Annotated in this window: 28 protein-coding genes; 9 read left to right on the top strand and 19 right to left on the bottom strand. The window is 61.2% G+C overall.

From position 1 onward, the window contains the following. Positions 1–10: 10 nt before the first annotated feature. Positions 11–397: a hypothetical protein gene (locus P1M51_RS09645; protein WP_276247992.1), complete on the bottom strand. Its 387-nt coding sequence runs from the start codon at positions 395–397 to the stop codon at positions 11–13. Between the two features lie 114 nt (positions 398–511). Here P1M51_RS09645 and P1M51_RS09640 point away from each other — a divergent pair, with 114 nt between their 5' ends. Then, complete coding sequence (locus P1M51_RS09640; RefSeq protein ID WP_276247991.1) at positions 512–1576, top strand: ATP-NAD kinase family protein; 1065 nt, start codon at positions 512–514, stop codon at positions 1574–1576. 86 nt (positions 1577–1662) lie between these two features. Next, positions 1663–2697: a phosphate uptake regulator PhoU gene (locus tag P1M51_RS09635; protein WP_276247990.1), complete on the top strand. Its 1035-nt coding sequence runs from the start codon at positions 1663–1665 to the stop codon at positions 2695–2697. Here the strand turns inward: P1M51_RS09635 and P1M51_RS09630 are convergent, their stop codons facing one another. Together P1M51_RS09630 and P1M51_RS09625 are read right to left on the bottom strand one after the other, a co-directional pair. After that, the gene (locus P1M51_RS09630) at positions 2698–3063 is read right to left on the bottom strand and encodes a hypothetical protein (protein WP_369685101.1); all 366 of its coding nucleotides are present in this window, start codon (positions 3061–3063) and stop codon (positions 2698–2700) included. 105 nt (positions 3064–3168) lie between these two features. Then, positions 3169–4341 carry an LEA type 2 family protein gene (locus tag P1M51_RS09625; RefSeq protein WP_276247988.1) on the bottom strand — a complete coding sequence of 391 codons (1173 nt, stop codon included), beginning with the start codon at positions 4339–4341 and terminating at the stop codon, positions 3169–3171. Between the two features lie 96 nt (positions 4342–4437). Here P1M51_RS09625 and P1M51_RS09620 point away from each other — a divergent pair, with 96 nt between their 5' ends. Genes P1M51_RS09620 through P1M51_RS09610 form a run of 3 tightly spaced genes read left to right on the top strand, consistent with a single transcriptional unit; the run spans position 4438 to position 5373 of the window. Beyond that, on the top strand, positions 4438–4626 hold the full coding sequence (locus P1M51_RS09620; RefSeq protein ID WP_276247987.1) for a hypothetical protein: 189 nt from the start codon (positions 4438–4440) through the stop codon (positions 4624–4626). A 42-nt stretch (positions 4627–4668) separates the two neighbouring features. After that, positions 4669–4893 (top strand): hypothetical protein, encoded by a 225-nt coding sequence (locus tag P1M51_RS09615; RefSeq protein WP_276247986.1) that lies wholly within the window; start codon positions 4669–4671, stop codon positions 4891–4893. 45 nt (positions 4894–4938) lie between these two features. Beyond that, positions 4939–5373, top strand: a complete 435-nt coding sequence (locus tag P1M51_RS09610) for an SRPBCC family protein (RefSeq protein ID WP_276247985.1) — start codon at positions 4939–4941, stop codon at positions 5371–5373. Between the two features lie 228 nt (positions 5374–5601). Here the strand turns inward: P1M51_RS09610 and P1M51_RS09605 are convergent, their stop codons facing one another. After that, a complete protein-coding gene (locus P1M51_RS09605; RefSeq protein WP_276247984.1) occupies positions 5602–7134 on the bottom strand; it encodes an aldehyde dehydrogenase family protein in 1533 nt (510 codons plus the stop codon). A gap of 47 nt (positions 7135–7181) precedes the next feature. Continuing rightward, on the bottom strand, positions 7182–7979 hold the full coding sequence (locus P1M51_RS09600; RefSeq protein WP_276247983.1) for an RIO1 family regulatory kinase/ATPase: 798 nt from the start codon (positions 7977–7979) through the stop codon (positions 7182–7184). Positions 7980–8129: 150 nt separating this feature from the next. Here P1M51_RS09600 and P1M51_RS09595 point away from each other — a divergent pair, with 150 nt between their 5' ends. Then, a complete protein-coding gene (locus P1M51_RS09595; protein WP_276274430.1) occupies positions 8130–9272 on the top strand; it encodes an acyl-CoA dehydrogenase family protein in 1143 nt (380 codons plus the stop codon). 99 nt (positions 9273–9371) lie between these two features. Continuing rightward, positions 9372–11780 (top strand): DUF4350 domain-containing protein, encoded by a 2409-nt coding sequence (locus P1M51_RS09590; RefSeq protein ID WP_276247981.1) that lies wholly within the window; start codon positions 9372–9374, stop codon positions 11778–11780. On the opposite strand, the gene P1M51_RS09585 is transcribed toward P1M51_RS09590, so the two are convergent. From P1M51_RS09585 to P1M51_RS09555, 7 genes are all read right to left on the bottom strand, one after another. Then, on the bottom strand, positions 11774–12340 hold the full coding sequence (locus tag P1M51_RS09585) for a hypothetical protein (protein WP_276274429.1): 567 nt from the start codon (positions 12338–12340) through the stop codon (positions 11774–11776). The genes P1M51_RS09590 and P1M51_RS09585 overlap by 7 nt on opposite strands. 115 nt (positions 12341–12455) lie before the next feature. Then, positions 12456–13037, bottom strand: coding sequence for a hypothetical protein (locus tag P1M51_RS09580; protein WP_276274428.1), 582 nt, complete (start codon positions 13035–13037; stop codon positions 12456–12458). A 65-nt stretch (positions 13038–13102) separates the two neighbouring features. Then, the gene (locus P1M51_RS09575) at positions 13103–14359 is read right to left on the bottom strand and encodes a Glu/Leu/Phe/Val dehydrogenase (RefSeq protein ID WP_276247978.1); all 1257 of its coding nucleotides are present in this window, start codon (positions 14357–14359) and stop codon (positions 13103–13105) included. Positions 14360–14422: 63 nt separating this feature from the next. Beyond that, on the bottom strand, positions 14423–15274 hold the full coding sequence (locus P1M51_RS09570; RefSeq protein ID WP_276247977.1) for a CoA ester lyase: 852 nt from the start codon (positions 15272–15274) through the stop codon (positions 14423–14425). 39 nt (positions 15275–15313) lie between these two features. Beyond that, positions 15314–17098, bottom strand: coding sequence for a transposase (locus tag P1M51_RS09565; protein ID WP_276247976.1), 1785 nt, complete (start codon positions 17096–17098; stop codon positions 15314–15316). Continuing rightward, positions 17091–17717 (bottom strand): IS607 family transposase, encoded by a 627-nt coding sequence (locus P1M51_RS09560; protein WP_276247975.1) that lies wholly within the window; start codon positions 17715–17717, stop codon positions 17091–17093. The genes P1M51_RS09565 and P1M51_RS09560 overlap by 8 nt, the downstream gene beginning before the upstream one ends. An 11-nt stretch (positions 17718–17728) precedes the next feature. Then, positions 17729–18169, bottom strand: a complete 441-nt coding sequence (locus tag P1M51_RS09555) for a hypothetical protein (RefSeq protein ID WP_276274427.1) — start codon at positions 18167–18169, stop codon at positions 17729–17731. Positions 18170–18356: 187 nt separating this feature from the next. Here P1M51_RS09555 and P1M51_RS09550 point away from each other — a divergent pair, with 187 nt between their 5' ends. Then, complete coding sequence (locus P1M51_RS09550) at positions 18357–18809, top strand: MaoC family dehydratase (protein WP_276247973.1); 453 nt, start codon at positions 18357–18359, stop codon at positions 18807–18809. Positions 18810–18813: 4 nt separating this feature from the next. On the opposite strand, the gene P1M51_RS09545 is transcribed toward P1M51_RS09550, so the two are convergent. From P1M51_RS09545 to P1M51_RS09525, 5 genes are all read right to left on the bottom strand, one after another. Then, positions 18814–19209 carry a DUF5658 family protein gene (locus P1M51_RS09545; RefSeq protein WP_276247972.1) on the bottom strand — a complete coding sequence of 132 codons (396 nt, stop codon included), beginning with the start codon at positions 19207–19209 and terminating at the stop codon, positions 18814–18816. A gap of 206 nt (positions 19210–19415) precedes the next feature. Further along, positions 19416–21134 (bottom strand): acyl-CoA carboxylase subunit beta, encoded by a 1719-nt coding sequence (locus P1M51_RS09540; protein WP_276274426.1) that lies wholly within the window; start codon positions 21132–21134, stop codon positions 19416–19418. Between the two features lie 66 nt (positions 21135–21200). Next, positions 21201–22052: a class 1 fructose-bisphosphatase gene (locus P1M51_RS09535; protein ID WP_276274425.1), complete on the bottom strand. Its 852-nt coding sequence runs from the start codon at positions 22050–22052 to the stop codon at positions 21201–21203. Then, positions 22049–22834 carry a class I fructose-bisphosphate aldolase gene (locus P1M51_RS09530; RefSeq protein WP_276247969.1) on the bottom strand — a complete coding sequence of 262 codons (786 nt, stop codon included), beginning with the start codon at positions 22832–22834 and terminating at the stop codon, positions 22049–22051. Before P1M51_RS09530 ends, P1M51_RS09535 begins: the two co-directional genes overlap by 4 nt. A gap of 74 nt (positions 22835–22908) precedes the next feature. Beyond that, positions 22909–23223, bottom strand: coding sequence for a hypothetical protein (locus tag P1M51_RS09525; RefSeq protein ID WP_276274424.1), 315 nt, complete (start codon positions 23221–23223; stop codon positions 22909–22911). 122 nt (positions 23224–23345) lie between these two features. On the opposite strand from P1M51_RS09525, the gene P1M51_RS09520 reads away from it, so the two are divergent. Next, entirely contained in the window at positions 23346–24203 is an 858-nt protein-coding gene (locus P1M51_RS09520; protein ID WP_276247967.1) for a 3-hydroxyacyl-CoA dehydrogenase family protein, read from the top strand. On the opposite strand, the gene P1M51_RS09515 is transcribed toward P1M51_RS09520, so the two are convergent. Beyond that, entirely contained in the window at positions 24191–25312 is a 1122-nt protein-coding gene (locus P1M51_RS09515) for a glycosyltransferase (RefSeq protein WP_369685100.1), read from the bottom strand. The genes P1M51_RS09520 and P1M51_RS09515 overlap by 13 nt on opposite strands. Positions 25313–25339: 27 nt before the next feature. Further along, the gene (locus P1M51_RS09510; RefSeq protein ID WP_276247965.1) at positions 25340–26392 is read right to left on the bottom strand and encodes a glycosyltransferase family 4 protein; all 1053 of its coding nucleotides are present in this window, start codon (positions 26390–26392) and stop codon (positions 25340–25342) included. Positions 26393–26412 lie beyond the last annotated feature (20 nt).

Genomic DNA, 26412 nt, shown 5'->3' with positions numbered 1-26412 from the left:
ATACGTTGGCTCAGCCACCGCCGCCGTCGAATCGCGCCCGACACTCCGTGACGAATTCGACGAGCGAACAGTCGACGTCGATGTCGAGCGAAACGATGATTGCTGCGTTCTCATCCGGATTGTCGAACGCGACCAGGACGGCCTCCTCGAACACCCGCACGGTCGCCTGGGGGGTCCCCATTGCGTACAGGTTTTCCTGATGGTCGTGGTCGATGGTGCTCAACACGAGTTCGTCCCTGATTCTGTCCAACTCTGCTGCATCGTACTGCTCTGCGACATCGTCGCGCATAACTGTCGAATGACGCTCATTTTCGGTGACGTATCCGACGACGCGGAGGCTGTCCCCGAATCGATACGTAGCGTACTCGACTATCTCATCTAATTCGTCTATCATCATCTGTTCCGTTCCTGTGTGGTGGCTCTAATCGGGTAGATTGACATAATAATTGGGCTTTGGTTCTCCCTCGCCGCCACCGCACCCCTTTTGTGTCGAACTCGCGCATGAACGACCATGCGACGCATCGGAGTGGTGGTGAATCCAATCGCCGGCATGGGCGGGCGCGTCGGCCTCAAGGGGACTGACGGCGCGGTCGAGCAGGCCCGCGAACTCGGCGCGGAACCACGCTCGCCGGCTCGCGCTCGCGACGCTCTCGAAAGCCTCGCCAAACACGCCCCCGACGCGACGATTCTCACGGTCTCCGGGGAGATGGGTGAGGCCGCAGCGAGGGCCGCTGGCTTCACTCCCGAACTCGTCTCCGAAGCACCCGCTGACACCACTGCCGCGGACACCCGGGAAGCCGTCAGGCGGTTCGTCGAAGCTGACGTGGACCTCGTCCTGTTCGCTGGCGGCGATGGCACCGCTGTGGACGTCGCCGAGACGCTCGCCGAGTTGGACGCGGAGACGCCGATGCTCGGCATTCCGACCGGGGTGAAAATCTACTCCGCCGTGTTCGCCGTCTCGCCGAGTGCGGCAGGGCACATCGCAGCCACCTTCGACCGCGTCGAATCGAGCGAAGTGATGGACTTAGACGAGGCCGCTTACCGCGATGGCGAGGTGCGCGCGGAACTCAAAGGTGTGGTGAACGTCCCGGTTGCAGACGACCGCCAGTCGTCGAAACAACTCTCTTCTGGAACCATCGAGACGCTCGTCGATGGGTTCGTCGCAGACATCGACCCGGCGGTCACCTACGTCCTCGGTCCCGGCAGCACCGTGGGCGCAATCAAAGACGCGCTCGGGTTCGACGGGTCGCCACTGGGCGTCGACGTCTGGCGAGACGGGGAGGTACTCGTCACCGACGGCAACGAAGCGCAGATTCTCGACGCCCTCGGAGCACAAAATCGCATCGTCGTCTCCCCCATCGGTGGGCAGGGATTCATCTTTGGGCGGGGGAACCACCAGTTGTCTCCCGCCGTCATTCGCCAGTGCGACGTCGACGTCGTCGGGTCGCGAGCGAAGATCGACGACATTGGTGTGCTGCGTGTTGACACGGGCGATTCGGCGCTCGACGAGGAATTAAAGGGCTGGTATCGCGTTCGCGTCGGTCGATTCGAACACCGAATGCTGAAAGCCGTTTAACACCCTCTTAGGCCCTAGTACGGAGAACAAGGTGGATTATTCCCATATGGTGAGATATAAGGTAGTCCGAATAGAGAAGATTCCGTATGGAGACACGTAAGGTACAGCGACTCGGACCCTCGACTCTGGCGATGACGTTGCCCGCGGAATGGGCAAAGGCACACGGAGTCGAGAAGGGCGATGAGGTGACGATTCGGATGGGCGGAAAGGGTACACTCACGGTCATGCCGGAGTCGGCACAGACCGAGGAGTCTGAGGCTATCATCCACGCGAAGAACCTCGACGCAGATTCCGTCGAGCGGGCAATCGTCGCGCAGTATGTCCTCGGCCGCCGGGTAATCCACGTGGAAGCTGACGAGGGTGAGACCCTCACCAGCGCCCACATCAACGCGGTGTACAACGCGGAGACCCAGCTCATGGGCCTCGGCGTCATCGAGGAGACCCCAGACCGCATCGCCATCCGCTGTTCTGTTGACCCTGAAGATTTCACACTCGACAATCTCTTAGAACGCCTCGAATCGACCGGCTCTACGATGCGAAACGAGGCAGTAAAGGCCCTCGCGCACGGCAACCCGGACCTCGCCCAGCGCGCCCTGAACCGCGAGCGACAGGCGAACAAAATCTTCGTCCTGCTGCTTCGCCTCATCTTCACCGCCTACCAGAACCCCAACCTCGCCCGCGCCGTGGGCCTCGCCGATGGCTTCCCGCTCATCGGCTACCGCTCTATCGCGAAGAACCTCGAACTCACGGCCGACAACGCAGAGGACATCGCGAAGACCGTCATCGAGACGGACGGCCACACCCTGAACGTCGACTCCGCGACGATGCGCCGCATCCGCGAGTTTACGGACCAGGTGAACGAAATCACGGAGCTCGCCGTCCGTTCTGCGGTCGAACGCGACTTCGAGATGACCATCGAGGTCAGGAAGATGTTCGCAGAAATCGGCGACAAGGAACACGAGATCCTGAACGACCTCCCGGAGATGTCGAATAAGGACCTCCTGCAGGTCCGAGAAGTGCTCGTGAGCCTCCAGCAGACGGCTCAGTACGCCGTCCGTAACGCCGAAATCGCGACGAACCTCGCGCTCAACGAGGAATCTGAGCACACGACGATTCGATAGCTACCCTTTTTTCACCGTCAGTGGATTTCGGCGCGTGATTTTGCACGCGAAGGTCGGATGTTCGGCGAAGTGACGCACCAGCATGTGCCGACGCGACCCGGTGATGCCGGTCCGACCGATGTCGTTTGCGGTGAACGCCGCTGGTAACCGCTCGTACAGGCGTTCCAGTTCCTCGAAACTGCGGAACACCTTGGCGTTCCCGCCGGAGGTCGCGCCGCGGCGACTCACGCGGTAGGTGCCGTTCTCACGATACTCGCCGACGGTGCGGAAGAACTCTTCGCGGTGGTGTAACGCCTCGCCGATTTCGTCGTGCAACTGTCGGGCGACCGAGCGTGGCAACTCGTGGGTGTCGCCGTCTATCGTCAGGATAATCGATTCGCCGTCTGCCGTTACGCGTTGCTCACGGGAGAAGAACGCGACCAGGAGCCTGGGTACTCCGTGTCATTGTATTCCAACGTAGACGGTGGGGGATTAAAATGCTATCGCCGGGCCAGCCCAGAGCACGCGCGTTCCGAGGGGCAGGTCGAGGATGCCACCGTCTTCGGTGGTCGTCGGTTGGCTGGTGGTCGTCTCCTCGGTGGCGGTCGTCGCTTCTGATTCGCTCGTCGTCGTTCCGTCGGTCGTGGTAGACTGGGCATCGTCTCCAGCAGAGGTGTCGCTACTCGCGTTCGTTTCGATGTCCGTCTGGTCTTTGGTCCCGAAGATGTCCGTCTCGACGGTCTGGCTGTGGGTCAACTGGTCGAGTGGGAGGCGGACGGTTGGGCCGCTCTGCCCGAGTTGCACCTTCGCGTAGAAGTCGATGCGCAGTTCCGACACCTGGTCGTTTCGCAGGTGCGAGGCCCACCAGTCGTCGAGGAGCTGGTTGTTGATGTTCGCCTTCGTCTGGACCGTCTCGGTGGCCCCGCCGGGGATGACGTAGGAGCGGTCCGTCGTCCCTTCACCGACCGTGATGCCGTTCATCGTCACCGTGTAGCCGAGTTCGGTGATGGTGTAGGGCGTGAGTTTGGGGTTGTACATCTTGAATCGCAGGTCGATTGGCGTCTTCTGTTGGGTCACCGTGCCCCACTCGGCGCTCGTCTGGTTGATGTAGAGGACTGGGTCGGAGATGAGCGCCTGATTCGCGTCGATACGTCGGGTCTCGTCCGAGTTGAACTGCCCGATGAGGTTCGTGTTCACCTGCTGGGATTGGGGGACGTTGAACGAGCGGCCGAGCAGCGAGGAGTGAACCGTCGCGTCGATGTTCACGTTCGTCGTCTCGTTGTTCTGGATGTGCGTGACCCACCACGCGGGAATCTTCTCGTTGTCCATTTGCGTTTCGAACTGGAGGGTGGTGTTGCCCCGGTCGATGTTTAGCCCCTCTTTTTGCCCACTGGCGATGGAGACGTCGTTCATCGCCACGTCGTACTCGACCGACGTACCGCCGAGTTGGAGGCTTATCGGGTTCGGATTGTTCACCACGAGGTCGGTCTGAATCTGTGTCGCCGTGTCGCTCACGCCGGTAAACCGGTTTTCGACGGCGACGACGCCCGGAACGCCGACGATACCGAGCGCCCACGCACCGCCGACGCTGGCGCTGAGCAGGCCGACCACGGCGACGACGACCTTGAGTTTGCTGCCAAAGAAGAGTGTCTTTGCCCCTGCCATTATCCAGAGGTGAGTGCGCAGTCGCGTAAAATTCTTCTGTCGTCTCCCGCCGCCGGAAAAGAATGAACTAAGACCCTCCTGCTGCTACCTCCTCTCATGACCGCAGATTCCGCCGCAGCCACGGACAAGGGCGTCGGCATGGCCATGCTCTTTGGCGCGCTCGCACTGTTCGGAGCACTCGCGATGTACGTCTTCCCAGAGACACTGAACGCCGCCTACGGCTTCGCCGCCGCCATGGTGTTTGGGAGCATTCTGATTGGATTATTACACTTCTACGGGAACTGACTCGGTAACCGTTAAACCTCTGTACGTCCTATTGACCCGGTGATGACAGACTTCACAGATGAGGACCTGCGAATTCTCGCACACCTTCGCGAGAGCGTTGCCAAGGGGGAACGCTACTTCCGCGCGAAGCACATCGCAGACCAGATTGGGCTCACCGCAAAGCAGGTCGGAGTCCGTCTCCCACGCCTTTCTGAGAAGTCAGAAGACATCGAGATCGAAAAGTGGGGGCGTGCCCGGTCTACGACGTGGCGCGTGACGCTTGGCTAACCAGTCAGCGCCTTTTTTAAGCGGCGAGCAAGTAGGAACAGTCGTATGACCGTCCGGGTTGCAGAAACGTTCGAGTTGCCCGCCACGCCCGCGCGCGTCTGGGAGTTCATCGCAGACCCGGCCAAACGCGCAGAGTACATCAGCGTCGTCGATTCGTACACCATCGACGACGACGAGGGGACGAAAGCGACGTGGCAGATTAGCATCCCGATTCCGTTCATCGACAAGACCGTCCCAGTCCGAACTGAGGACGTAAAACGCGAGGAACCCGAGTACATCAAGTTCGTCGGTCGGTCGTCGGTGATGCACGTCGTGGGCGAACACGAACTCACGGAGACCGAAAACGGGACGAAATTGGAAAACCGGTTCGTCGTCGAGGGGAAGGTCCCCGGCGTCGAACGCTTCTTCAAGCGCAATCTCTCGAAGGAGCTGAAGAACTTAGAGGCCGCCCTGCTCGAAGACCTGAAAACCTCCGCGTAACCGGACGCCGGTTGCCCGATGCACCGCATTTAAATGTCGTGAGTGCCTTCCAACAGGTACCGGTACGACGCTTTTCTCGTCAATCCGGTAACTAACGCACCGCCACTCGTGGACTGCGATGGCCTCGGTCCACACGACGCTCGCCGCAGCGTCACCCGGCTGCGTCGCGTGCAGGGGCGCACACGCGACACGGCCCACACTTCGCCTCGAACCGCTCTTACACTTCACCTACGAGTCTTGCGTCTTGATATCAGCAGAGAGGCCCTGAGCCATCCGAATCTCCTTCGAGTTGTTGAGCGTCCACGCTGTCCGTTCGGTGACGGCTTCGATGATTTCGCGGGCCGAAGGATAGCCATTCCCTGATTTCTTGACGCCGCCGAACGGGAGGTGGACCTCTGCGCCGATACACGGGAGGTTCCCGTAGGACAGGCCCACCTCCGCGTGGTCACGGAAGTAGTTGATTTCGCGGTAGTCCTCGGAGATGATGGCTCCCGCCAGTCCGTACTCGGTGTCGTTGTGCATCGCCACCGCTTCCTCGATGTCACCTGCGTACGTGAGCAGCGCAACGTGCGGGCCGAACACTTCTTCGCGGATGACGCGCACGTCCGGGCCGTACTCGATTTCGTAGACCAGCGGGCCGACCCAGTAGCCGTCCTCGTGGCCCGCTGGAATCTCGCTTGCGTCGAGGTCCGTGCGGTCTACGAGCACGGTTGCGCCCTCTTTTATCGCGAGGTCGCGGTACTGGCGAATCTTTTCGACGTGGTCTGGCTCGATGGCCGGCCCCATGAAGGTGTTCTCGTCGAGTGGGTCACCGACCGAAATCTGCTCGGCGAGTTCGACGAACCGTTCTTTGAACTCGTCGTAGATGTCCTCGTGGACGATGAGGCGTTCCGACGAGACACATCGCTGACCGGTCGTCTTGAACGACGACATGATGGCCGAGTGAACGGCGATGTCGAGGTCTGCGTTCGCGGTGATGACGATGCCGTTTTTCCCGCCCATCTCACAGGCCGCGAGCTTTCCGGGCTGGGCGGCCGCAATCTGGGCGACCTTCTGGCCGACTTCGGCGGATCCCGTGAACAACACCGTCTTTACGTCCTCGTGTTCGCTGATGGCGGCCCCGGCGTCGCCAAATCCCTGGACCATGTTGAACACACCGTCGGGGATGCCCGCGTCCTCGAACATCTCTGCGATGATTTGCCCACACCACGGCGTCTGTTCAGCCGGTTTCCAGACCACCGTATTCCCTTCGACGAGCGCGACGGCCATGTGCCAGAACGGGATGGCCACGGGGAAGTTCCACGGTGTGATACAGCCAACGACACCTCTCGGCTTACGGCGCATGTAGGCGTCCTTGCTCGGAATCTCCGAGGGAATCACGTCCCCTTTCGGGTGGCGGGCGTCGCCTGCGGCCCACTCCACCATGTGGTAGGCTTCGACCACGTCGGCCCGGCCTTCCGAGATTTCTTTGCCGCACTCCTTGGTGACGATTTCTGCGAGTTCGTCGGTGCGTTCTCGCATCTCATGGTAGATGTCCCAGAGATACTCCGCGCGGTCGATGTGCGAAAGATTGCGCCACTCCTCGAAGGCGGCTGTGGCGGCGTCGACGGCCGCGTCAACGTCCGCCGGCGTCCCCTTCGCGAACTCACCGAGCACCTCGCCCGTCGCTGGGTTTAGACTCTCGAACGTCTCCCCTCCTGCACCCTCGGTCCACTTCCCGCCGATGTAGTGGCGGAAGGTTTCTGTTGCCTGCTGGCTCATACCACTGGAAAACTAGCACTGGCAGGCTGAAATACTCACCTCTGGGGTTAGCTGGCCTGTTTTTCGATTTCGCCTTTCACCGCGCTGGCGTCGAAATCGTGGTCCGGGCGCATGTTGATAAAGTCTAAGAACTCACGGGCGGCGAGCACCTCTTCTATCGAGTAGCTGTCGAGGGCCGAATCGACGGCGGGGCCGGCCCCGATGATGGGTTCGAGCGCGGCGAGCCCGCACGCGAGGTCGTAGGACCGAGCGTCCGCGAGGCCGGATTCTTTGACGTTCGTCGCATCGATGAAGTAGAGCGTGTTGTTCGCGATGAGGACGTTTTCCCCCCGCAGGTCGCCGTGGGCGAGGCGGTTGTCGTGCATCGTCGCGAGCGCCTCGAACAGGTCGGGAGCGTAGGAAAGTGCTTCACGGCGGTCGAGTTCGTTCAGCGTCCGGAACTCGGGGAGATATTCGAGGACGAGGATGCCGAGGTCTTCGAACTCGAAGGCCTCAATCGGTTCGGGGGCGTCGATGCCGATTTCCCGCAGTTTCTTCGTCGCTTCGAACTCGTGTTCGGCCATGTCGTAGGCGGTGCCGTAGTGGTCGAAAAAGCCCTCCGTCCCGCTCGTGAACGCACCGATGTTACGGCCCGTCGTGAGCAGCGCGTGGACGAGCGAGTTCTGTTCGGTGATTATCTTCACGAACCACCGCTCGTTGACGACGCAGGGAGTAGAGAGCCAGTTGTCGGCTTCGAGAAATTCGACGTGCACGTCGTCTTCCCCGTACCGGTCTGCGATGGCTCTCGCGACCGACTCGAGTCGGTCCCATTCGACGCGCCCGCGGAGGAACCGCCTGAATGCCATTGCCCAGATACGGGGGTTCCGTCGGCATAGGTCTTCGCCAGAACGCTTATCCGAATCGTTCGCGGTGACACGGACTGTCCTACGTGGCGCTGTCGCACAATCTGTAATGATTGTCGGTGTTTTTATCTTCCGTTGACCGAATCTTTGGGTATGGATTTCAGTCTACCGAGCGAACACCGGATGATTCGCGACACCGTTCGAGACTTCTGCGACGAGGAAATCGTCCCTATCGCCCAGGAGATCGAGGACGAACACCGGTATCCTGCGGAAATCTTTGACGCCCTCGCCGACCTCGACATGATGGGCGTCCCCATCGCAGAGGAGTACGGCGGCCTCGGAGGCGACCAGCTCATGTACGCCCTCACGACCGAGGAAATCGGCCGCGCCTCCGGCTCCGTCGGTCTCTCCTACGCCGCCCACATCTCACTCGCCTCGAAACCCATCGAGATGTTCGGCACCGAAGCACAGAAAGAACGCTGGCTGCGCCCGCTCGCGACCGGTGAGTACATCGGGTCGTGGGCGCTCACCGAACCGGGCAGCGGCAGTGACGCCTCGAACATGGACACCACGGCCGTCAAAGATGGTGACGAGTGGGTCCTGAACGGCACGAAGCAGTTCATCACGAACGCGAGCGAAGCCGGGTCCGTCCTCGTAAAGGCGGTCACCGACCCCGGCGAGGGCTACGACGGCATCTCGACGTTCATCGTGGACCCGCGCAACGACGACGGCTTCGAGGTTACCACCATCTGGGACAAGATGGGTCTAAACGCCTCGCCGACCTGCGAGATTCAGTTCAACGACGTGCGCCTCCCCGAAGACCGCCTGCTCGGCGAGGAAGGCGAGGGCTGGAAGCAGACGATGAAGACGCTCAACGGCGGGCGCATCTCCATCGCCGCCCTCTCCGTGGGTATCGCACAGGGAGCCTACGAGGCGGCCCACCAGTACTCCAAAGAGCGCGAGCAGTTCGGCCAGCCAATCTCGAAGTTCGACGCCATCCGCGACAAAATCGTTTCGATGGACCGCAAAATCGAGCGTGCTCGCCTACTGACCCACAAGTCGGCGTGGCAGTACGACCAGGGCATGGACGTCACGAAGTCCTCCGCGCTCGCCAAACTCGACGCGAGCGAGATTGCCCGCGAAGTCTCCGAGGACGCCGTGCAGGTGCTCGGCGGCTATGGCTACACCACTGACTTCGCCCCACAGCGGATGTACCGCGACGCGAAACTCATGGAAATCGGCGAGGGAACCTCCGAAATCCAGCACCTCGTCATCGGCCGCCAGCTCGGCCTGTAACGCGGCTCTCCTTCTTTCGGCTGGCAGTTCCCCGTGTCAATGTACGCCACCGCGAAGATAATATAACAAACTATAGGGGTGGAAAAAAGTGGCCAGTACATGCGTCGTCGTCAATTCGTAAGCACACTCGCAACGGCAACCGCGGCAACCACACTGGGCACCGCCTCCTTCAGTCGGGACGCGGTGGCCGTCTCCGGGACCATCGAAGACCTCGTCCTCGACTCCAGTTGTAGTCTGCTCGACTACCAGTACAACGAACTCGCAGACGGGTCGGTCGTCTCCGTCTGGGCGGAGGGCACGACCGAGAACGTGGACGCAGACGGAAACGGTGACGCCACCACCTACGGCGAGAACTCCCAGATTCCCGTCGTCGCGACCGACTGGAACACCGTCGGGTTCGGTGGCATCTTCGTCAACGACAGCGTCAACTGGCAGTACGGCAACGAGGAGTTCGTCCTGAACGTCTGGGACGACGCCCTCGGCGGCAGCGGGACCGTCCTCTGGGACGAGGGACACGGCCAGTACTACGACCTCGCGAGCGCGAGCGAGTTCGAGGACTACGCCGAGTCCAACGGGTACACCGTCACGGCCACGCAGAACCTCTCTGCCGACCTCGCCTCGGCGGACGCCGTCGTCATCACGGCACCCGGCACGGCGTTCACTCAGCAGGAACTTTCGGACCTCGGATCCTTCGTCTCCGGCGGTGGCTGGGTGTTCCTCCACAACGAATCCGACTACTCGAACTTCGACGAGACCCAAAATCTGAACGACATCGCGGGCTACCTCGAACTCGCCTATCGCTTCAACGACGACCAGTTACAGGACGACATCGTGAACGCGGGCGAGAACTACAAGCCCGTCACCGACGAGTTCAACGACGCCACCTTCCCGTACTTCGACGACCGTGCAGGACTTGGCCTCGACCCGACGGCGACGTACACGGTGGACGTGACGGCGGTCACCGACGGTGACACCGTGGACGTCCAGTTCGACGATGGCACGACCGAGAGCATCCGCATCCTCGGCATCGACACGCCCGAAACGTCCGCGAACAGCCAGTACGAGCGCGTCCAGGAGTGGGAGGGAATCGAGGACTCCTCGTACCTCGAAACGTGGGGTGCGAACGCCACCGACTACGCGACGGCCGAACTCTCGAACCAGACGGTGGACCTGCACTTCGACGCAAACGAACCCGTCCGCGACGCCTTCGGGCGCGTCCTCGGCTACATCACCTACGACGCCGGCAGCGGAACGCGCGACACGCTCTACAACGAGCAGGCCGTCGCAGACGGCTACGCCCGTGTCTACGACTCCGGATTCGCGAACCACGACTCGTTCATCACCGCCGAAACGAACGCCCGTGACGGCGCGACAGGTGTCTGGGGACAGAGCGACCCGAACAACAGCACCGAGATTCGCAACCGCGACGTAGACGACCTCTTCTTCCCGACGACGGCGAGCGTCAGAACCACCTCGGGCGCAGTGGACCCGGCCCGCGTCCCGGTGTTCGCAGAATCGTCTGCTTCGCAAGACCTCGATGGCGGTCACGACTACTCAGGCGACATCCCGCTCGTCGCCGTAGACGAGACGAACAGCGTGGCCGTGGTCGGCGGCCCGTTCGTCGACGAAGGGTACGAACTCGACGAGGGGTACGCGGTGGACACCTCGAACTACGAGAACTTCGTCTTCCTCACGAATCTCATCGATTACCTCGGGACGAACTCCGGTGACGTGCTCGTAGACGGCGGCCACGGCCAGTTCGGGACGACCTTCGGCCTCTCTGCCGAGGACACGGCCTACTACATGCGCTTCCTCGAAGGACAGGACATCGGACTCGCCGGAGTCAACGATATCACGGACGCGAACCTCTCCGAGGCGCGTGCGCTCGTCGTCACGACGCCGGAACGGTCGTTCACGTCCGCGGAAGTCAGCGCACTCGACACCTTCGTTGCGGACGGCGGCGCGGTCATTCTGATGGGCGACGGGAAAGTGACCGCCGACGCACGCGCGAACCTCAACGCACTCGCCGGGGACCTCGGCACGGACCTGCGCCTGAACGAGGACCTCGTCACCGACGGCACGAACAACGTCGATTCCGACGCCGAGGTACCCGAGACGACGAACTTCGACACGTCCTTCCCGCTGTTCGCCGCCTACGGCAGCGGCGGGTCGAGTGGCGGGCAAATAGACGTCGCGCAGGTGCACGAAGATGCCGCAGGCAACGACAACGACAATCTGAACGACGAGTACGTCGTGTTCGAGAACGTCGGCTCAGGGTCGCTCGACCTGACCGGCTGGACCGTCGAAGACGAGGTGGGCAAGACCTACGCCTTCCCGAGTGGCTTCTCGCTCGCCGCGGGCGCAACCGTCACGCTCCACACCGGCAGCGGGACGGACACCTCGTCTGACCTCTACTGGGGCAAAACGCAGGCCGTCTGGAACAACTCAGGTGATACGGTGTTCGTCTACGACGACGCCGGCAGTCTCGCAGAACAGCACAGCTACTGAGCCCGCAACTTGCGAATCAACTGTCGCTGGAGCAGTTTGATTCGTAGGTCGCGCAGGAAGGCGACGATGACGCGGTCCAGGCTGAGCGCGAACGCGGCGAACCCACCGAGGTAGATGACCTGCCAGAAGAAGTGCAGCGGCGGAATCTCGCCGCGCCCACCCACGACGTACATGAGGATGAACTGATGGACCGTCTCTTCGAAGATGCTGATGAACTCGGGCCACCCGTAGAGAACCATCACGGCCCCGAGAATCGCGATGGAACTGTTCGTCATGTACTGTTCGCTGTCGAACCGCTTTGCGACGTGGAAATTTCGAATCTCGTGGACGCTCTTGAACGTCCGTGGATTCGCTTCGTACTGCCGATACAGTTCGACGAAAATCGCAGTAATTCCAATCCACGCGAGGAAGCCAAGCGCGAGCGTGCGCATCGGCTCGAGGAAGAGTCCGGGATGTGCGGGTCCCATCGTCTCCGCGAGAGACGTCGCTGCGTGCTCGACGAGAAAGTAGCCAAGCCCGATTGCGAGCAACAGCGCGACTGTCCCGCGTTTAGGATACACGAATCTGAACGTCCCCTTCCCCCGCTTCACGATGAAATTCTTACAGCCTGAAGGATAATAGCTGTATCTAACCTGTTCCTGATAAAACATTTATGCCCCAGTTTTCTGTTTCTTATCAGGCCTCAACGCGATCCTTGAACAGTTTGAACCGAAGGTCTCGCCACAGCGCGACGACCAGCCAGTCGAGGCCGATTGCGAAGGTGAAAAATCCCGCGAGAAACACGATGCCCCAGCCGACGTTCAGCGGATTTATCGCTCCAATCGTCCCCGTGACATGGAACTGAGCGACGACGCGCACCGTCCCCGCGTACGAGACGATGAACTTGCTCCAGCCGAGTACCACGACGAGCGCGACGACGACGAGCATGGCGAGGGTATTGCGGTACTGTTGCTCGTCGAATCGTTCGTGGGAGTGAAACGCCCGGACCTCCTCTCGGCTCATGAAGATGCGTGGATTCGCCTTGTACTGGCGGTATCCCTCACCGACGAGCGCCATTATCGACGTGAACGCCAACACGAACAGCGCGAGCGTGTGGACCGGTTCAGGAAACAGCGATGGATAGGTGGGGTGCAGAGTGCGAGAGAGCGGCCCCGTCGTGTGATTAACGAGGACGTATCCGAGCAAGAGCAGGAGTGCGACGACGACGAATCCTCGCTCGGGATAAATGAACCTGAAGGGACTCCTCTGTCTCGGCACGTTCGAACAGTTTCAGTGTCTAGAATAATAGACTTAGCGGTGACAAGAACGTGGATGCCGCGCGGTTATGGGAAGGTGCCGCCTTCTTCGAACGCCTTCACGACCCGGCGGATGGCGACGACGTACGCCGCCGTCCGGAAGTTTGGCAGGTCGTGTTTCTCGTAGGCGGACACGAGGTCGTCGAACGCCTTCACGATGACCGTTTCCAGTTCGTCGTTCACGCGCTCTTCTGCCCAGTAGAACCGCTGGCGGTTCTGGACCCACTCGAAGTAGGAGACGGTGACGCCGCCCGCGTTCGCGAGGATGTCGGGGAAGACGTGGACGTCGGCTTCAGTGAGAATGTCGTCTGCCTCCGGCGTGAGCGGCCCGTTCGCGGCCTCGACGATGACGTCCGCCTTCACGTCTTTCGCGAGGTCGCCGTCGATGGCGTTTTCGAGCGCCGCGGGGACGAGCAGGTCCACGTCGAGCGTGAGGAGGTCCTCGTTCGACAGCTCCTCGGTGGCTTCGTCGTACCCGGTGACCGACCCCGTGTCGTTCTTGAAGTCCTTGACGGCGCGGGCGTCTAGGCCGTCGGGGTTGTACACCGCACCCGAGGAGTCGCTCACGGCGACGATGTTTGCGCCGAGGTCCTCGATGAGGTAGGCGGCGATGGACCCGGCGTTCCCGTAGCCCTGGACCGCAACCGTCGCGCCTTTCATGTCCATGTCGAGGTAGTCGAACGCCTCGCGGGCGGTGAGCATGGTCGAGCGGCCGGTCGCCTCGACGCGCCCCTCGCTGCCGCCGCTTTCGAGGGCTTTCCCCGTCACGACGCCCGGCGCGGTCGTGTTCTCTAAGGTCTCGTAGGTGTCCTTAATCCAGTTCATCTCCCGCTGGCCCGTGTTCACGTCCGGTGCGGGGATGTCGCGGTCCTCTCCGATGAGCGGGCGCAGTTCCTTCGCGAACGACCGCGTGATGCGTTCTAGTTCACCTTCTGAGTATGCTTTCGGGTCGATGACGATGCCGCCCTTGCCGCCGCCGTAGGGGATGTCCACGACCGCACACTTGTACACCATCCACCCGGAGAGGGCCTTTACTTCGTCGCGGGTGACGCCCGGGTGGTACCGAATGCCACCCTTGTAGGGGCCACGGTCGCCGTTGAACTGCGACCGGAACGCTTTGAAAACGCCGATGCTCCCGTCGTCCATCTTCACACTCAAGTTCGTTTCGAGAACTCGTTCGGGGTGTTTGAGTCGTTCGAGAACGTCTTTGCGAACGTCGAGAAACTGAGACGCGTTGTCGATTTGCCGCTGAAGACTTTCGAATGGGTTCGCCTCTTCTGTCATACCTGTTAGAATGGAACACGCGACGGTTAAGCGTACCGGCAAATCTGCCGACAGTAGCCTCCCCTAGAGCAGATTTGCGGCCCGCGCTCGCTCGACAATCCGCTCTGCCTGCGCGATGAGTGGCGCGTCTATCATCTCGTCGTTGACACGGAACACCCCTCGGCCCTCCACGGCGGCCTCGTCGCGCGCAGTGAGTACGGTTTTTGCCCACTCGACGCGCTCGGGTTCGGGCGTGAACGCTTCGTTGATGACCGTCACCTGCGAGGGATGGATGGCCATCTTCCCGTCGTAGCCGAGCTGGATGGCGAACTCCGTCTCCGCTCTGAGTCCTTCCGTGTCGCGAATCGCCGTGTGGACCGTGTCGATGGCATCGACACCCGCGGCGCTCGCCGCGAGGACGGCGTGTTCACGGGCGTAGAGCACTTCGGTCCCCTCCTCGGTCCGGGTCGCGCCGAGGTCTGCGGCCAGGTCTTCTGCGCCGAAGACGAGCGCCGAAGTCGCGCTCGCGGCGGCGATGTCGGCTGCGTTCAGGACGCCTGCGGCCGATTCGACCAGCGAAAACACCGGGAGGTCGTACCCACGGTCCTGTAGCAGCTCATCGAGCGTGTCCACGTCGCCAGCTCCCGTCGCCTTCGGCAGCATGATAGCGTCGAGTCGTGAGTCCCCCTGCAGAATCCCGTCGAGGTCGTCCTCGGTGACGGTGCCGATGGGGTTCACGCGAACACAGACTTCGCAATCGGGGTCGAACTCGTCGTCGGTAAGGACGGCGGAGACGGCGTCGCGTGCCTCGGCTTTGCGCTCCGGTGCTACCGCGTCTTCCAAGTCGAAGATGACCACGTCAGCGCCGATACCGGGTGCTTTCCGCATCATTTCCGGGCGGTCGCCCGGGGAGAACAGAACGCTTCTGCGTGCCATACGGGTTCGTCGGGCGCGGGGATGTTGAACGTACCGTGCCTATTTTCGGCAGCAATTGGTAGTGACTCGTGCAAAACGGGTCGTTCCAAGCATCGCTGGGCTTGACGCGGAAGGTTTGCTACTATTGTTTTTCGTCTCTGTCGGGGTGACAGCGGGCGCTATCAAGCACGACCCACCACCAGCAGTCACCACTTTCGACTGTCCGATATACGCTACAGGAGCAGTACCGAACGCGAGACGCGGGCCACCGGCAGCATCGAACGCTGCCGAGGATCGCGAAGCGCAGCTTCGCTCACCAGCAGAACGGCTAACTGGCACGATTTCAGAACCCCCCGTATAGGAAGACGTGAAATCGTGGTCCAGTGTTGCTGAATCGCTGAAGAACACGCGAGCTACGTTGACCGCGCCACCGTAGTCCCGGTCGGCCTGAAAGCCACACCGGGCGTTGTCACACCGGAAGTGACCGCCCCACCACACCTCGAATGCGTGGTCAGGCGACTTCGTAGTGTGACCCGTGGAGCCGCACCGGGGGCACGACCGGCTCGTGTTGCCCGGACGCACCTTCTCTACGTGCAATCCGGCGATGTCCGCCCTGTACTCGATTTTCGAGATGATTTCACGACGTGCCCACGAACTAAGTTCCCACGACAACTGTCCCTCACCACGCGGCGGTGACAGGCTGCGTAAGTCTTCGTGAACAATCCCATCAACGTCGTACACGAGCGCGATGGCGAGGACTTGGTTCGCCACGTCGTGAACTAACTGCTCACGCTTATGCCGAATTTTGTTGTTCACTCGCTCGTACTCTGCCTGCACGTGTTTGAACGAGTTCGTGTGGTCGCGTCCTTCTCGACGCAAATATGCTAACTTGGAGTTGAGGTGGTTTCGTTCACGAGCGAGGTTTCGCATCCGTTCGCGCTCCGTGTTCTGTATGAAATACGGAGTGGATATTTGCTCTTCGTCTGTGTTCACGACAACGGCAGTAGCGTCTTTTCTGAGGCCTCCGTCAATTGCCAAGACGGTTTCCACGTCCTCTGGTTTCGATTGGTGTTCGACCTCGATTGGGAACACTAATTCGTAGTATTCGTCCCCGGTTTTCGTTTGGGTGGGGTGGAACGAAGGTGCGGAGAGGCTACCGTGTTCGAGCAGTTCGTGGAACGCTTCGTATCCCCCAAGTTCGTGTTCCGTCCACGTCCAATCGCCACGAGTCTCAGGTTCGACTGTATCAGGAGTTTTGAGATTGACTGTGAGTATTTGTGTATCTTCGTCGTATGCGTATTTGACAGCCTGCCCTGATGTCGGCCCATCGTCAGCGGAGTACGGAAGCACACCTTTCGAGTACGAGGGACACTCTTGCATCTCAAAATACGACTCTGGAAACCGCCCGTGGCGGTCGTAATACGAGTTAAGTTGGCCGATGAGCAAATCAACGTATCCAGATTTGATGTATTTCTCTGAGTTCCAGAGTCGTTCTTTGATTCGGCGGGTGTGGATGCGTCGAATCTTGTGGTCGGGGAGAACCGCGTGGATGGATTGGAACGCTTTGCGTTTGTCTGCGTGACTTCGGAGTGTTTCTCCGACTTTCTGCATCACACATCGCTTGTACCGGCTCGGGAGATACAGGTCAACGTCTGCGAACACTTCGGCCTCATCGAAGTATTTCCATGCTTGATACGAGTAGTCGTCAATCCCGGTGAGGTGTTCAGGCGTCCAGTATCGCTCGATGAGCGCATTTGCAACGCTATTCGTGAGCGTGTCTAACCGAGCATGTCGCTCTCGCTCCTCGAAGGAGAGTCGAATCGGGAGTGAGAGGTGGCTACTCATCGGTTGCCACCTCAGATTCTACGGTTTCAACGATTCGTTTGCATTTCGAGGAACGCATTCCGTAGAGTTTTCCTGCGAAACTGGCGACGAGTTGGAGCAGGTCGTCAACGAGTTCTTCATGTGCAGACTTGTCCGTCTCTTCGTTGATGACGGTGATTTCGACACCGTACTGGTCGAGGAGGCGTTCGAGGTAGGAGAATCCGAACCGGGTGAGCCTGTCTTGATAGGTCACGAGAACGCGCCCGTAGTCGGCGTTTTCAGCGTCGTCCAAGAGTTTGTTCAGTCCACGACGGTTCTCGTTGAGGCCGCTTCCTACGTCGGAGTATTTGTTTTCGATGCTCCATCCGTGGTCGTGTGCGTATTCGGTGAGGGATTCGAGTTGGCGGTCGAGGTCGCCGTCTTTGGTCTGAGCGTGGCCTGAAACACGTCCGTAGATGGCGACTTTATCGGTTGGTTGTGTGTCTCCTGAGAGTCTCAGGAGTTCTCGGTGAGGGATTCTTCGGTGACCGCCGGGTGTGCGTGTGAAGTCGATTTTCTCGTCACGACACCAGCTCTTGACGGTTTGACGGTGTACTCCTAACTCGTCTGCAAACTCTCCAACGGAGTACGACCGAGGCATACACGCCCATATTATACTGTTCGATACTTAATGCTACCGAATTTTGTAGCAGTTGCGCAACCCTTCTCGGGGTTGGTCACGCCGCCGAGGACGAGCACTACCTCGTCGCCCGCGCTCAACTGGTTTTGCCCGGTCATCTGGATGGTAACCGCCGTGCCCTCGGCGCTTGGTGAGACGCCCTCGACGCTGTAGGTAAGTTGCTCGCTCGTCCGAATCCCGTCTATCGAACTCCTCCGGTCGATGCTCATCCGCGTGATGTCTGTCTTCTCGATACTGCTCACGTCGACGCCGCTGTCGCCGTAATCGACGGTGAGATTCGTAAAGCGTCCCTGGGTCTGCTCGTCGACGACGACGAACACCTTGTGGTTCGCGTCCGCGCCCGACGCGGTGGGGTCGGCCTCGACGACGGCCGATGGTTCTGCGGTGACGACCCCGGCGAAGGTGGCCGTCATGGCGAGCGCTGCAATGAGAATCGTGCGTACACGGTTCGAATTCAAACTGTTCTGTCAAGTTCGGAACCGCCGCGCCGCTCCACCGCACGACGGCCCCGTCATGTGACGTGCCAACATATATCTACCATCGGTAAAGTCTTCTGGAAAATCGACGGGATTTTTCACCTCACTGCACGCAACTGGGACTATGACTGGCAGATATTACGAGGAGTTCGAGGTCGGGGAAACAATCGAACACGAGAAACATCGCACCGTCTCAGAGAGCGACAACCAGACGTTCTGCGACATGACGATGAACCAGCAACCGCTCCACCTGGATAAGGAGTTCGCCAAAGAGACGCAGTTCGGCCGTCGCCTCGTAAATGGGCTCTACACGATGAGCCTCGCCGTCGGCCTCACCATCCCCGACACCACCGACGGGACCATCGTGGCGAACCTCTCCTACGATAACGTCAGCCACCCGAAACCAGTGTTCCACGGCGACACGCTTCGGGCGCAGACCACGGTCACGGACAAACGCGAGACCTCGGACGGTGAACGCGGCGTCGTGACGATGCACGTCGAAGTGTTGAATCAGGACGACGAACTGGTCTGTGAGTTCGACCGGACCGCGCTGTCGCTCAAGAAACCATCCGAATAGCGACTCACATCACGTATAAAACGAGTGCCGTATTGATGCACACCGCCACGATGGACGGTGCTGCGAGTCCAACCGGGACCACAGGCGCGTATTGCGGCGGCGTGAGGAACCAGCACAGCAGTCCAATTCCGATTGCCACCGTCTTGAGTAACCCAAGTCCTGCGTATCCAAACAGCTCCATAGCGCGCACCGCCACGGGGTTCACTTCTGTCAGGCCGAGCTGAAGGCCGTACATCGTCAAGAGTACGTCCGCGATCATCGCACTGAGCACGACGAACCACATCTTGTACTGGACGGGACCAAGCACGCGGCTAATCCATCCATCCGATTGGACAGACGCGTGGGGCGATTCTATGACTGGCGTCGGCGGGAGTCGACGTGGCTCATCAGCGTGGGACATAGGGATTACTCGTTGCTCCGCGGGAGCGGCCGGTGCGTTCTCACACACCGGCCGTATGGAGCGTTCCGCAGCACCGCAACGGCAGCAACAAGTAAGCAAACCGCTCACATAGTTACGTGTCGCTTACACGCGACGATTCGCTGTAGCAGCGACATAACGCTCAGGAAGGGCAGAGGGTTCTGAAAACTATACAGTCAGTTTGCAGTTTAGAGGATGGTGCCGTGCTTCTTGCTCGGCAGGTCCTTTTCGACGTTTTCGTAGAAGTTGAACCGGTTGATGAGTTCCTGGCGAAGCGTACTCGGGGGGACGATTTCGTCTACGACGACTTCGCTCGCCATGCGGTGGATGTCGATGTCGTGGCGGTACTCCTCGCGGAGTTCCTCGGTGCGCTTTGCCCGTTCCTCTGGGTCGTCGATGGCGTCTAAGTGGTTGCGATAGACGGCATTAATGGCAGCCTCCGGCCCCATGATGCCGATTTCACCCGTCGGCAGACCGATGACGCTTTCGGGGTCGTAAGCCGGTCCTGACATGGCGTAAATGCCCGCCCCGTACGCCTTCCGGATGACGACCGATTGCTTTGGCACCGTCGCAGAAGACGTCGCGTAAATCATCTTCTTCCCCTGTTCTAAGATGCCCTCCTTTTCGACCTGCGACCCGGCCATGAATCCCGGCGTGTCACAGAGGTAGAGCAGCGGCACGTCGAAGGCGTCACACTTCCAGACGAATTCTGCGGCCTTCTCTGCGGCCTTCGGGAAGATGGCTCCCGCGCGGTGGGCTGGCTGGTTCGCGATGATGCCGACTGGCCGACCGTCGAGTCGGGCGAAGCCAGTGACGATTTCTTTGCCGTACTCGGCTTGCAACTCGAAGAAGGAATCGGCGTCCACGAGGCGCTCGATAAGTTCGACCATGTCGTAGCCGCGATTTGGCTCTCGTGGAATCATGCCGTCGATGCCCTCTGGCGACTTCGCCGGCGGCTTTGGCTCAGCGCGCGGCGGTTTCTCGTCTGCGTTGTCGGGCAGGTAGGAGATGAGTTTCGCGCCGAGTTCGCGGGCGTGTTCCTCGTCGCGGGCGACGAGGTCTGCGCTCCCCGTGTCCTTTGCGTGAACCTCTGGGCCGCCGAGGTCCTGCATCGAGATGTCCTCGCCGGTGACCATCTGGACCATCCGTGGGGAGGCGATGGCCATCGCGCTCATTTTCTCGACCATGATGGTGAAGTCGGCGAACACTGGCGTGTACGCCGCCCCAGCGATGCACGGGCCGTAGAGCACGCAAATCTGCGGGACGCGACCCGAGAGCATCGAGTGGTTGTAGTAGTATTTGCCGATACCCTCGCGGTTGGCGAAGAAGCCGGTCTGCTGGTCGATGCGCCCGCCCGAGGAGTCCATCAGGTAGAGGACTGGCTTGCCACTTTTGAGCGCACGCTGTTGCATCCGCAGGAACTTCTCGACGCCGTGGCGGGCCATCGACCCGGCTTTCACCGTGAAGTCGTTGGCCATGAAGTGGACTTCCCGTCCTTCGAACTCCGCCGCGCCGGTGATGAGGCCGTCTGCTGGCAACTGGTCGTCCGCGTCGAACTGGGCGAACTTGCCATCTTCGAACAGCAAGCCGTCGTCGAACCAGAGGTCCATCCGGTCGCGGACGAACAGTTTCCCCTGGTCTGGCAGGCGTTGTTTGTACTTCTCTGGGCCGCCGAGTTCGATTTCCTCGATTTCCGCCCACAGTTCCCCCTCGCGCTCGGTCGGGCCGAAGTCGTCTGCTTCGGGTTCCGACTCCGGTTTGGGCAGGTCGCTGCCGTCTGCCGTGGCGGCGGGTTCCTCTGCCCCGCGAACGTACACCTCGACTTCGTTTCGGAAGTTCTGGGCGAGTGCCTCCGCAATGGCGGCGGCCTCCTCCTCGCTCGCACCCTTCGCGATGGTGACCTTCATGAAAAAGCAGAGGCGGTAGGGGATTGAAACCGTTTCCCTTGAAAATTGATGAGGGTTATACGCCCCTCAGTCGGCGAGTGCGGCTTCGAGCCGGTCGATGAGGCGAGAATTGCCGACGTGAACCGGCACTCGCTGGTGGAGTTCGGTCGCTTCCACGTCGAGCAGCGACTGGCTGCCATCGGATGAGCGGCCACCCGCAGCTTCGACGATGTAGGCAATGGGGTTCCCCTCGAACTGGAGGCGAAGTTTCCCCTCGGGACGCGACTGCAGGCTCGGGTAGGCGAAGATGCCCCCGTAGGTGAGCACCTGATTCACGTCGCCGATCATCGCGCCGCCGTAGCGCAGTTTGAGTTCCTGCTCGATTTCTCGGGCGAACTCGGTGAACGCGGGCGTCCACTCGGGGACGCGCCCGCCAAAGCCGTAGGTGACGGGGTCGTCGGGTAGCGTCAGGTCGTCTTTGACGACGCGCTTGCCACCGTCTTCGATGACGTACTCGGTCACCGCGCCGTCACGGGCGACGACCATCGTCGTGATGGGCCCAAAGAGGACGTAGGCGGCCGCGACGAGGTCCCGTCCGCTCGCGGGGATGGGTGCGTCGTAGACGCCGAGAATCGTCCCCATCGAGTTGTTGGACTTCAGGTTCGAGGACCCGTCGAGCGGGTCACACGCGAGGTGGAAGCCGTCGTCGTCGTCTGGGTTCCCGTCGATGTCGTCGCGTTCTTCCGAGGCGTAGGTCGCGACACCGTCGAGTGAGAGCAGCCGCTCACTGAGGAGTTCGTCCGCGTAGAGGTCGGCCGCGAGTTGGGCCTCCCCGGACGGATTTTCCTCTTCTTCGTAGGTGCGCCGCCCGGTCAGCCCCTCGCGGATGTCGGGGGCCGTCTCGGCGACGGTGTCGATGATGCGGTCGAGCGTGCTCATTCGAGTGCGGCGTCGACCGACTTGCCTTCGTAGATGAGGTCGCCAAGGGCGTCTAAGATGTGTTCTGGTTCTTCGCGCTGCCAGACGTTGCGGCCCACGGCGAGCCCCGTCGCGCCGGCGTTCATCGCGGAGTTGACCGTGTTCAGGAACTCCTCGTCGGAGGTCTTCGACCCGCCGCTCATGACGACTTTCGTCGCGCCTGCGGCCGTGACGGCGAGTTCCATGGCGTCTTGACTGCCGGGGTACTTGACCTTCGCAATGTCCGCGCCGATTTCGTGGGCGATGCGGGCGGCGTAGGCGATGGTGTTCGGCGAGGTGTCGTTTTTGAGCCCCTGACCGCGTGGGTAGGACCACATGACGACCGGGAGGTCGTACTCGCGGGCCTTCTCCTGAACGTCGCGGAACTCTTCGAACATCTCGACTTCGTGGTTCGAACCACTGTAGACGGTAAAGCCAACGGCGTCTGCGCCGATTTCTGCGGCGTAGTCCACAGAGCAGTTAACCGGCGAGTCTGGCTCGCCCATCCAGAGGTTGGACGTCCCGTTCATCTTGACGAGAAGGTTCACGTCGTCCTCGTACGATGGGTAGTAGGCTTCTGCGAGACCTTTCTGGACGGCGAAGGCACTTACTGCGTCGTGGGTCGCGATGTCGAACACCGTCTCTGGGTCCATCCGCTCTGGAACGTCGGTGAAGTCCACCGGACCGTGTTCGAGACCGTGGTCGTACGCGAGAATGAGTGACTTTCCATCCCGGGTAATTGGGGAGTCGTCAACCGGAATCATACGCCTAAGACTGTGGCGACTTTGCTTAATAGTCTATTGGGTCGGATTGTGCCGTATGTCCACGACCCACACCCCTACGCGCCGGAATCGACTGGCTGCCAGCCACGCTGTCGAAGCTGGTCGATGGTGGTCGAAACGTCCGCTCGCGGCACCTCGAAAAATCGCAGATGCCCAACGGACGTTCTGAACCTGACCACACACGAGTGTTCGGTCAGGGCGTACACCGTCACGGCGCGGCCCGCATCGTCGCGAACGGTAGCGAGGGGTTCTGCAGGCGGCTGTGTCGTGAGATATTCGCCGAGTTCACAGCTCAATCGATGGGCGGTTTCGGTGTCGAACGGCACCTGCCGATGGACGGGAAACTGGTCGCGCGACCCTCGCATTGCCATGAGTTATCGTAGTCCATCCCGGTGTTATAAACCATGTCATTCGGGGAGATTGCTGCCGGCTCAGGCGAGTCACCCCCTGTGACTCCGGCACGTTTACACCCCCTCCCGAGAGTCGTTCTCGTATGCGCGGCATGGACGACATCGACACGATTGGCGTGATTGGCGCGGGAACGATGGGCAACGGCATCGCACAGGTCGCCGCGGCGGCCGGGTACGACGTCGTGATGCGCGATATCAAAGACGAGTTCGTCGAACGTGGCATGGGGGCCATCGACGACTCGCTCAGTCGCTTCGTCTCGAAGGAGAAACTCAGCGAAGACGAGAAGACGGCCACACTCGAACGCATCACCGGCACCACCGAGTTCGACGACCTCGCTGCGTGTGACCTCATCGTCGAGGCCGCCGTCGAGAACATGGAGGTCAAACAGGACATCTTCGCCGACTTAGACGACCTCATGCCCGAAGACGTCGTCCTCGCGACGAACACGAGTACGCTCTCGATTACGACCATCGCGAGCGCGACCGAACGCCCAGAGATGGTCGTCGGCCTCCACTTCATGAACCCCGTCCCCATCATGAAGGGCGTCGAGGTCGTCATCGGTGAGAAGACCGCCCCCGACGTTGGCCAACTCGCCCACGACCTCTCCGAAAAACTTGGCAAGGAAACGTGGGAATCCGACGACAAACCCGGCTTCGTCACCAACCGCATTCTCATGCCGTGGCTCAACGAGGGTATTCGGGCTTACGACGAGGGTGTCGGCACGAAAGAAGACATCGACAAGGGAATGAAACTCGGGACGAACGTCCCGATGGGCCCCCTCGAACTCGCAGACCACATCGGCCTCGACATCTGCCTGCACGCGACCGAGACGCTGTTCGAGGAACTCGGCGAACGCTACAAGCCGGCGTATCTCCTGAAGCGCAAAGTCGACGCCGGCGACCTCGGCAAGAAGACGGGGAAGGGCTTCTACGAGTACTGAGCGAGTTCGCGCTCGTAGATATCTAGCAGTTGGTCGACCGCCGCCTCGACGCTAATCTCGTCGCGGCGAGCAACACAATTTTTGCTCAGCGCCTCGCGGTTCGCGAGTGCGCGCTCGATGCCGTCTCTGAACCCCGCGATGTCCCCCGGTTCGAAGTGGTAGCCGTTCTCGCCGTCGACGACGGTGTCCGCGAGTGCACCGGCGTTCACCGCCACCACTGGTGTTCCTGCGGCGTTGGCTTCGAGTGCGACGATGCCCTGCGTCTCGACCGGACTCGGGAAGGCGAACACGTCGAGGGCCGCGTAGAAGGCGGGCAGGTCCTCACGGTCGAGGAAGCCGAGGAATCGAATGTCCATGGCCATGTCCGCGGCGCGCGCTTCGAGCGTCTCGCGGGCGGGGCCGTCGCCGCCGAACACCACCGTCACGTCGTAGTCGAGGTCCGCAACTGCGTCGAGAATCGAACCGAGCGACTTCTCGAAGCCGTGGCGACCGGTGTAGCCGACGAGCAGGCGGTCCTCGTCGATGTCGTGTTTTCGGCGAAACTCCTCGCCATCGGTGGGACGGAAGGTTTCGATGTCCACGCCGTTCGGCACGACTTCGACGCGCGTCTCGATGCCCACTCCGTCAGTGAGGTGACGTTTGGTGTCCTTGCTCGGGACGAGGACGGTGTTCGCCTGCCCGAAGAACCAGCGTTCGTAGGATTCGGCGATTCGGCCGAGACCGTTCGAGAGAAACTCACGCTGGGCGAGATACTCTGCGTACTCGCTCGTCGGCGTGTGATAGGACGTGATGAACGGGGCCTCGAGGTCGCGGGCCAGTCTGAGCGCACCGAGGCCGAGTGCGAACGGCGTGTGCGCGTGGACGATATCCACGTCTTCGACGGCCGCCGGAACCGACGGCGTACCGAGGTAGAAGCCGTCGTAAAACGGAAACGGGAGGCTCCGAACCGCGTACTCGCCCTGTTCGGGGCTGTAGCCACTCGCACGCGGGAAGACGATGTCCATTCGACCGCCCCGTGCTTGCCACCGCTCACGCCACGTCTTTACGGTGTAGGTGACACCATTTACCGTCGGCAGGTAGGTGTCGGTGAACGCGGCGACCCGGGGCATCATTCGACACCCTTGTTCAGGCGAGACTTAATGGTTTGTGACATCACGGTAGATTGAAAGCAGCTCGTCTCCGACGCGGTCCAGACCGTGCTCCGCAGCGGTCTGTCTGGCGTTCTCACCGAGTTTTTCTCTGAGTTCGGGGTTGTTCGACAACCTGTCAAGAGCCTCGCGGAACTCCGCCTGTGTCGAGCACATGAGGCAGTCCTCGCCGTCGGTGTAGAACTCGTTGAACACGGGAATGTCACTGAGGACGACGACCTTCCCACAGGCCATCGCTTCTAAGACGGCGATGCCCTGATTCTCGTTTTTGGTCGGGAACAGGTAGACGTCGCCCGCGCCGTACGCGCCGCGAATGTCGTCCACCCACCCGGTGAAAGTGACGTTTTCAGGTGGGTCGGTCACCCACCGCGTGACGGTTTCGCTCGCCTGCGGGCCAGTGTCGTAGGTGCCGAACCAGGCGAAGTCGTAGTCGGTCTCCTGGGCGAGTTCACAGAAGGTGGTCAGGCCCTTTCGCTCGAAGACGCTGCCGACGGCGAAGACGACCATCCCCTCCAGGTCGTAGCGGTCGCGGTATTCCTCACGAAGCTGGTCGTGACCCGAGAGCGCGTCGATGTCCACCCCGTTCGTGACCGGCCGAATTGGGGCGTTCACGGGGTACGATTCGAGGATTCCTCTCGTGAACTCACTCGGGCAGAGCACGAGGTCAGCTTGTGAGTAATACCACTTGAGGTACCGCGCGAGCACTGGGGCGGCGAGCGTCGAGCCGCGGAAACTCTCCGCGAAGTCTTCGCCCGTCGTGTGGGCGTGGAGGATGAGCGGTACACCCTGGGACTTCGCGCGCCTCGCGAGCGCGAGCGAGACGGGGCCGATGGTGTTCAAGTGGACGAGGTCCACCGATTCGAGCAGCGGCCCACCGTAGAGCGCGCTCCGCACCCCGCGCGCGAGGTCGCCACCGACCCAGGGGCTGGTGATGACCTCGACCTCGGTCTCTGCGAGGGCTGCGCGTTGCTGGTCGGTCGCCGTCCCGATGCCGCTTCGGGCGAGGGCGGACTCCAGTTCGAGATAGTTGAGCGCGCGCACAGCAAAACCGACCCACGGAA

It is taken from the genome of Haladaptatus sp. QDMS2 (genome assembly GCF_029338295.1).
Lineage (GTDB): Archaea > Halobacteriota > Halobacteria > Halobacteriales > Halococcaceae > QDMS2.
The sequence above is the reverse complement of the archived record's forward strand: the minus strand, read 5'-3'. Positions and strand labels throughout refer to the sequence as shown.

Excerpts from the sequence above, each read along its gene's own strand:
- P1M51_RS09645 (WP_276247992.1), bottom strand. The coding sequence starts at position 397 with ATGATGATAGACGAATTAGATGAGATAGTCGAGTACGCTACGTATCGA.
- P1M51_RS09640 (WP_276247991.1), top strand. The coding sequence starts at position 512 with ATGCGACGCATCGGAGTGGTGGTGAATCCAATCGCCGGCATGGGCGGG.
- P1M51_RS09635 (WP_276247990.1), top strand. The coding sequence starts at position 1,663 with ATGGAGACACGTAAGGTACAGCGACTCGGACCCTCGACTCTGGCGATG.
- P1M51_RS09625 (WP_276247988.1), bottom strand. The coding sequence starts at position 4,341 with ATGGCAGGGGCAAAGACACTCTTCTTTGGCAGCAAACTCAAGGTCGTC.
- P1M51_RS09620 (WP_276247987.1), top strand. The coding sequence starts at position 4,438 with ATGACCGCAGATTCCGCCGCAGCCACGGACAAGGGCGTCGGCATGGCC.
- P1M51_RS09615 (WP_276247986.1), top strand. The coding sequence starts at position 4,669 with ATGACAGACTTCACAGATGAGGACCTGCGAATTCTCGCACACCTTCGC.
- P1M51_RS09610 (WP_276247985.1), top strand. The coding sequence starts at position 4,939 with ATGACCGTCCGGGTTGCAGAAACGTTCGAGTTGCCCGCCACGCCCGCG.
- P1M51_RS09605 (WP_276247984.1), bottom strand. The coding sequence starts at position 7,134 with ATGAGCCAGCAGGCAACAGAAACCTTCCGCCACTACATCGGCGGGAAG.
- P1M51_RS09600 (WP_276247983.1), bottom strand. The coding sequence starts at position 7,979 with ATGGCATTCAGGCGGTTCCTCCGCGGGCGCGTCGAATGGGACCGACTC.
- P1M51_RS09595 (WP_276274430.1), top strand. The coding sequence starts at position 8,130 with ATGGATTTCAGTCTACCGAGCGAACACCGGATGATTCGCGACACCGTT.
- P1M51_RS09590 (WP_276247981.1), top strand. The coding sequence starts at position 9,372 with ATGCGTCGTCGTCAATTCGTAAGCACACTCGCAACGGCAACCGCGGCA.
- P1M51_RS09575 (WP_276247978.1), bottom strand. The coding sequence starts at position 14,359 with ATGACAGAAGAGGCGAACCCATTCGAAAGTCTTCAGCGGCAAATCGAC.
- P1M51_RS09570 (WP_276247977.1), bottom strand. The coding sequence starts at position 15,274 with ATGGCACGCAGAAGCGTTCTGTTCTCCCCGGGCGACCGCCCGGAAATG.
- P1M51_RS09565 (WP_276247976.1), bottom strand. The coding sequence starts at position 17,098 with ATGAGTAGCCACCTCTCACTCCCGATTCGACTCTCCTTCGAGGAGCGA.
- P1M51_RS09560 (WP_276247975.1), bottom strand. The coding sequence starts at position 17,717 with ATGCCTCGGTCGTACTCCGTTGGAGAGTTTGCAGACGAGTTAGGAGTA.
- P1M51_RS09555 (WP_276274427.1), bottom strand. The coding sequence starts at position 18,169 with ATGACGGCCACCTTCGCCGGGGTCGTCACCGCAGAACCATCGGCCGTC.
- P1M51_RS09550 (WP_276247973.1), top strand. The coding sequence starts at position 18,357 with ATGACTGGCAGATATTACGAGGAGTTCGAGGTCGGGGAAACAATCGAA.
- P1M51_RS09545 (WP_276247972.1), bottom strand. The coding sequence starts at position 19,209 with ATGTCCCACGCTGATGAGCCACGTCGACTCCCGCCGACGCCAGTCATA.
- P1M51_RS09540 (WP_276274426.1), bottom strand. The coding sequence starts at position 21,134 with ATGAAGGTCACCATCGCGAAGGGTGCGAGCGAGGAGGAGGCCGCCGCC.
- P1M51_RS09535 (WP_276274425.1), bottom strand. The coding sequence starts at position 22,052 with ATGAGCACGCTCGACCGCATCATCGACACCGTCGCCGAGACGGCCCCC.
- P1M51_RS09530 (WP_276247969.1), bottom strand. The coding sequence starts at position 22,834 with ATGATTCCGGTTGACGACTCCCCAATTACCCGGGATGGAAAGTCACTC.
- P1M51_RS09525 (WP_276274424.1), bottom strand. The coding sequence starts at position 23,223 with ATGGCAATGCGAGGGTCGCGCGACCAGTTTCCCGTCCATCGGCAGGTG.
- P1M51_RS09520 (WP_276247967.1), top strand. The coding sequence starts at position 23,346 with ATGCGCGGCATGGACGACATCGACACGATTGGCGTGATTGGCGCGGGA.
- P1M51_RS09515 (WP_369685100.1), bottom strand. The coding sequence starts at position 25,312 with ATGCCCCGGGTCGCCGCGTTCACCGACACCTACCTGCCGACGGTAAAT.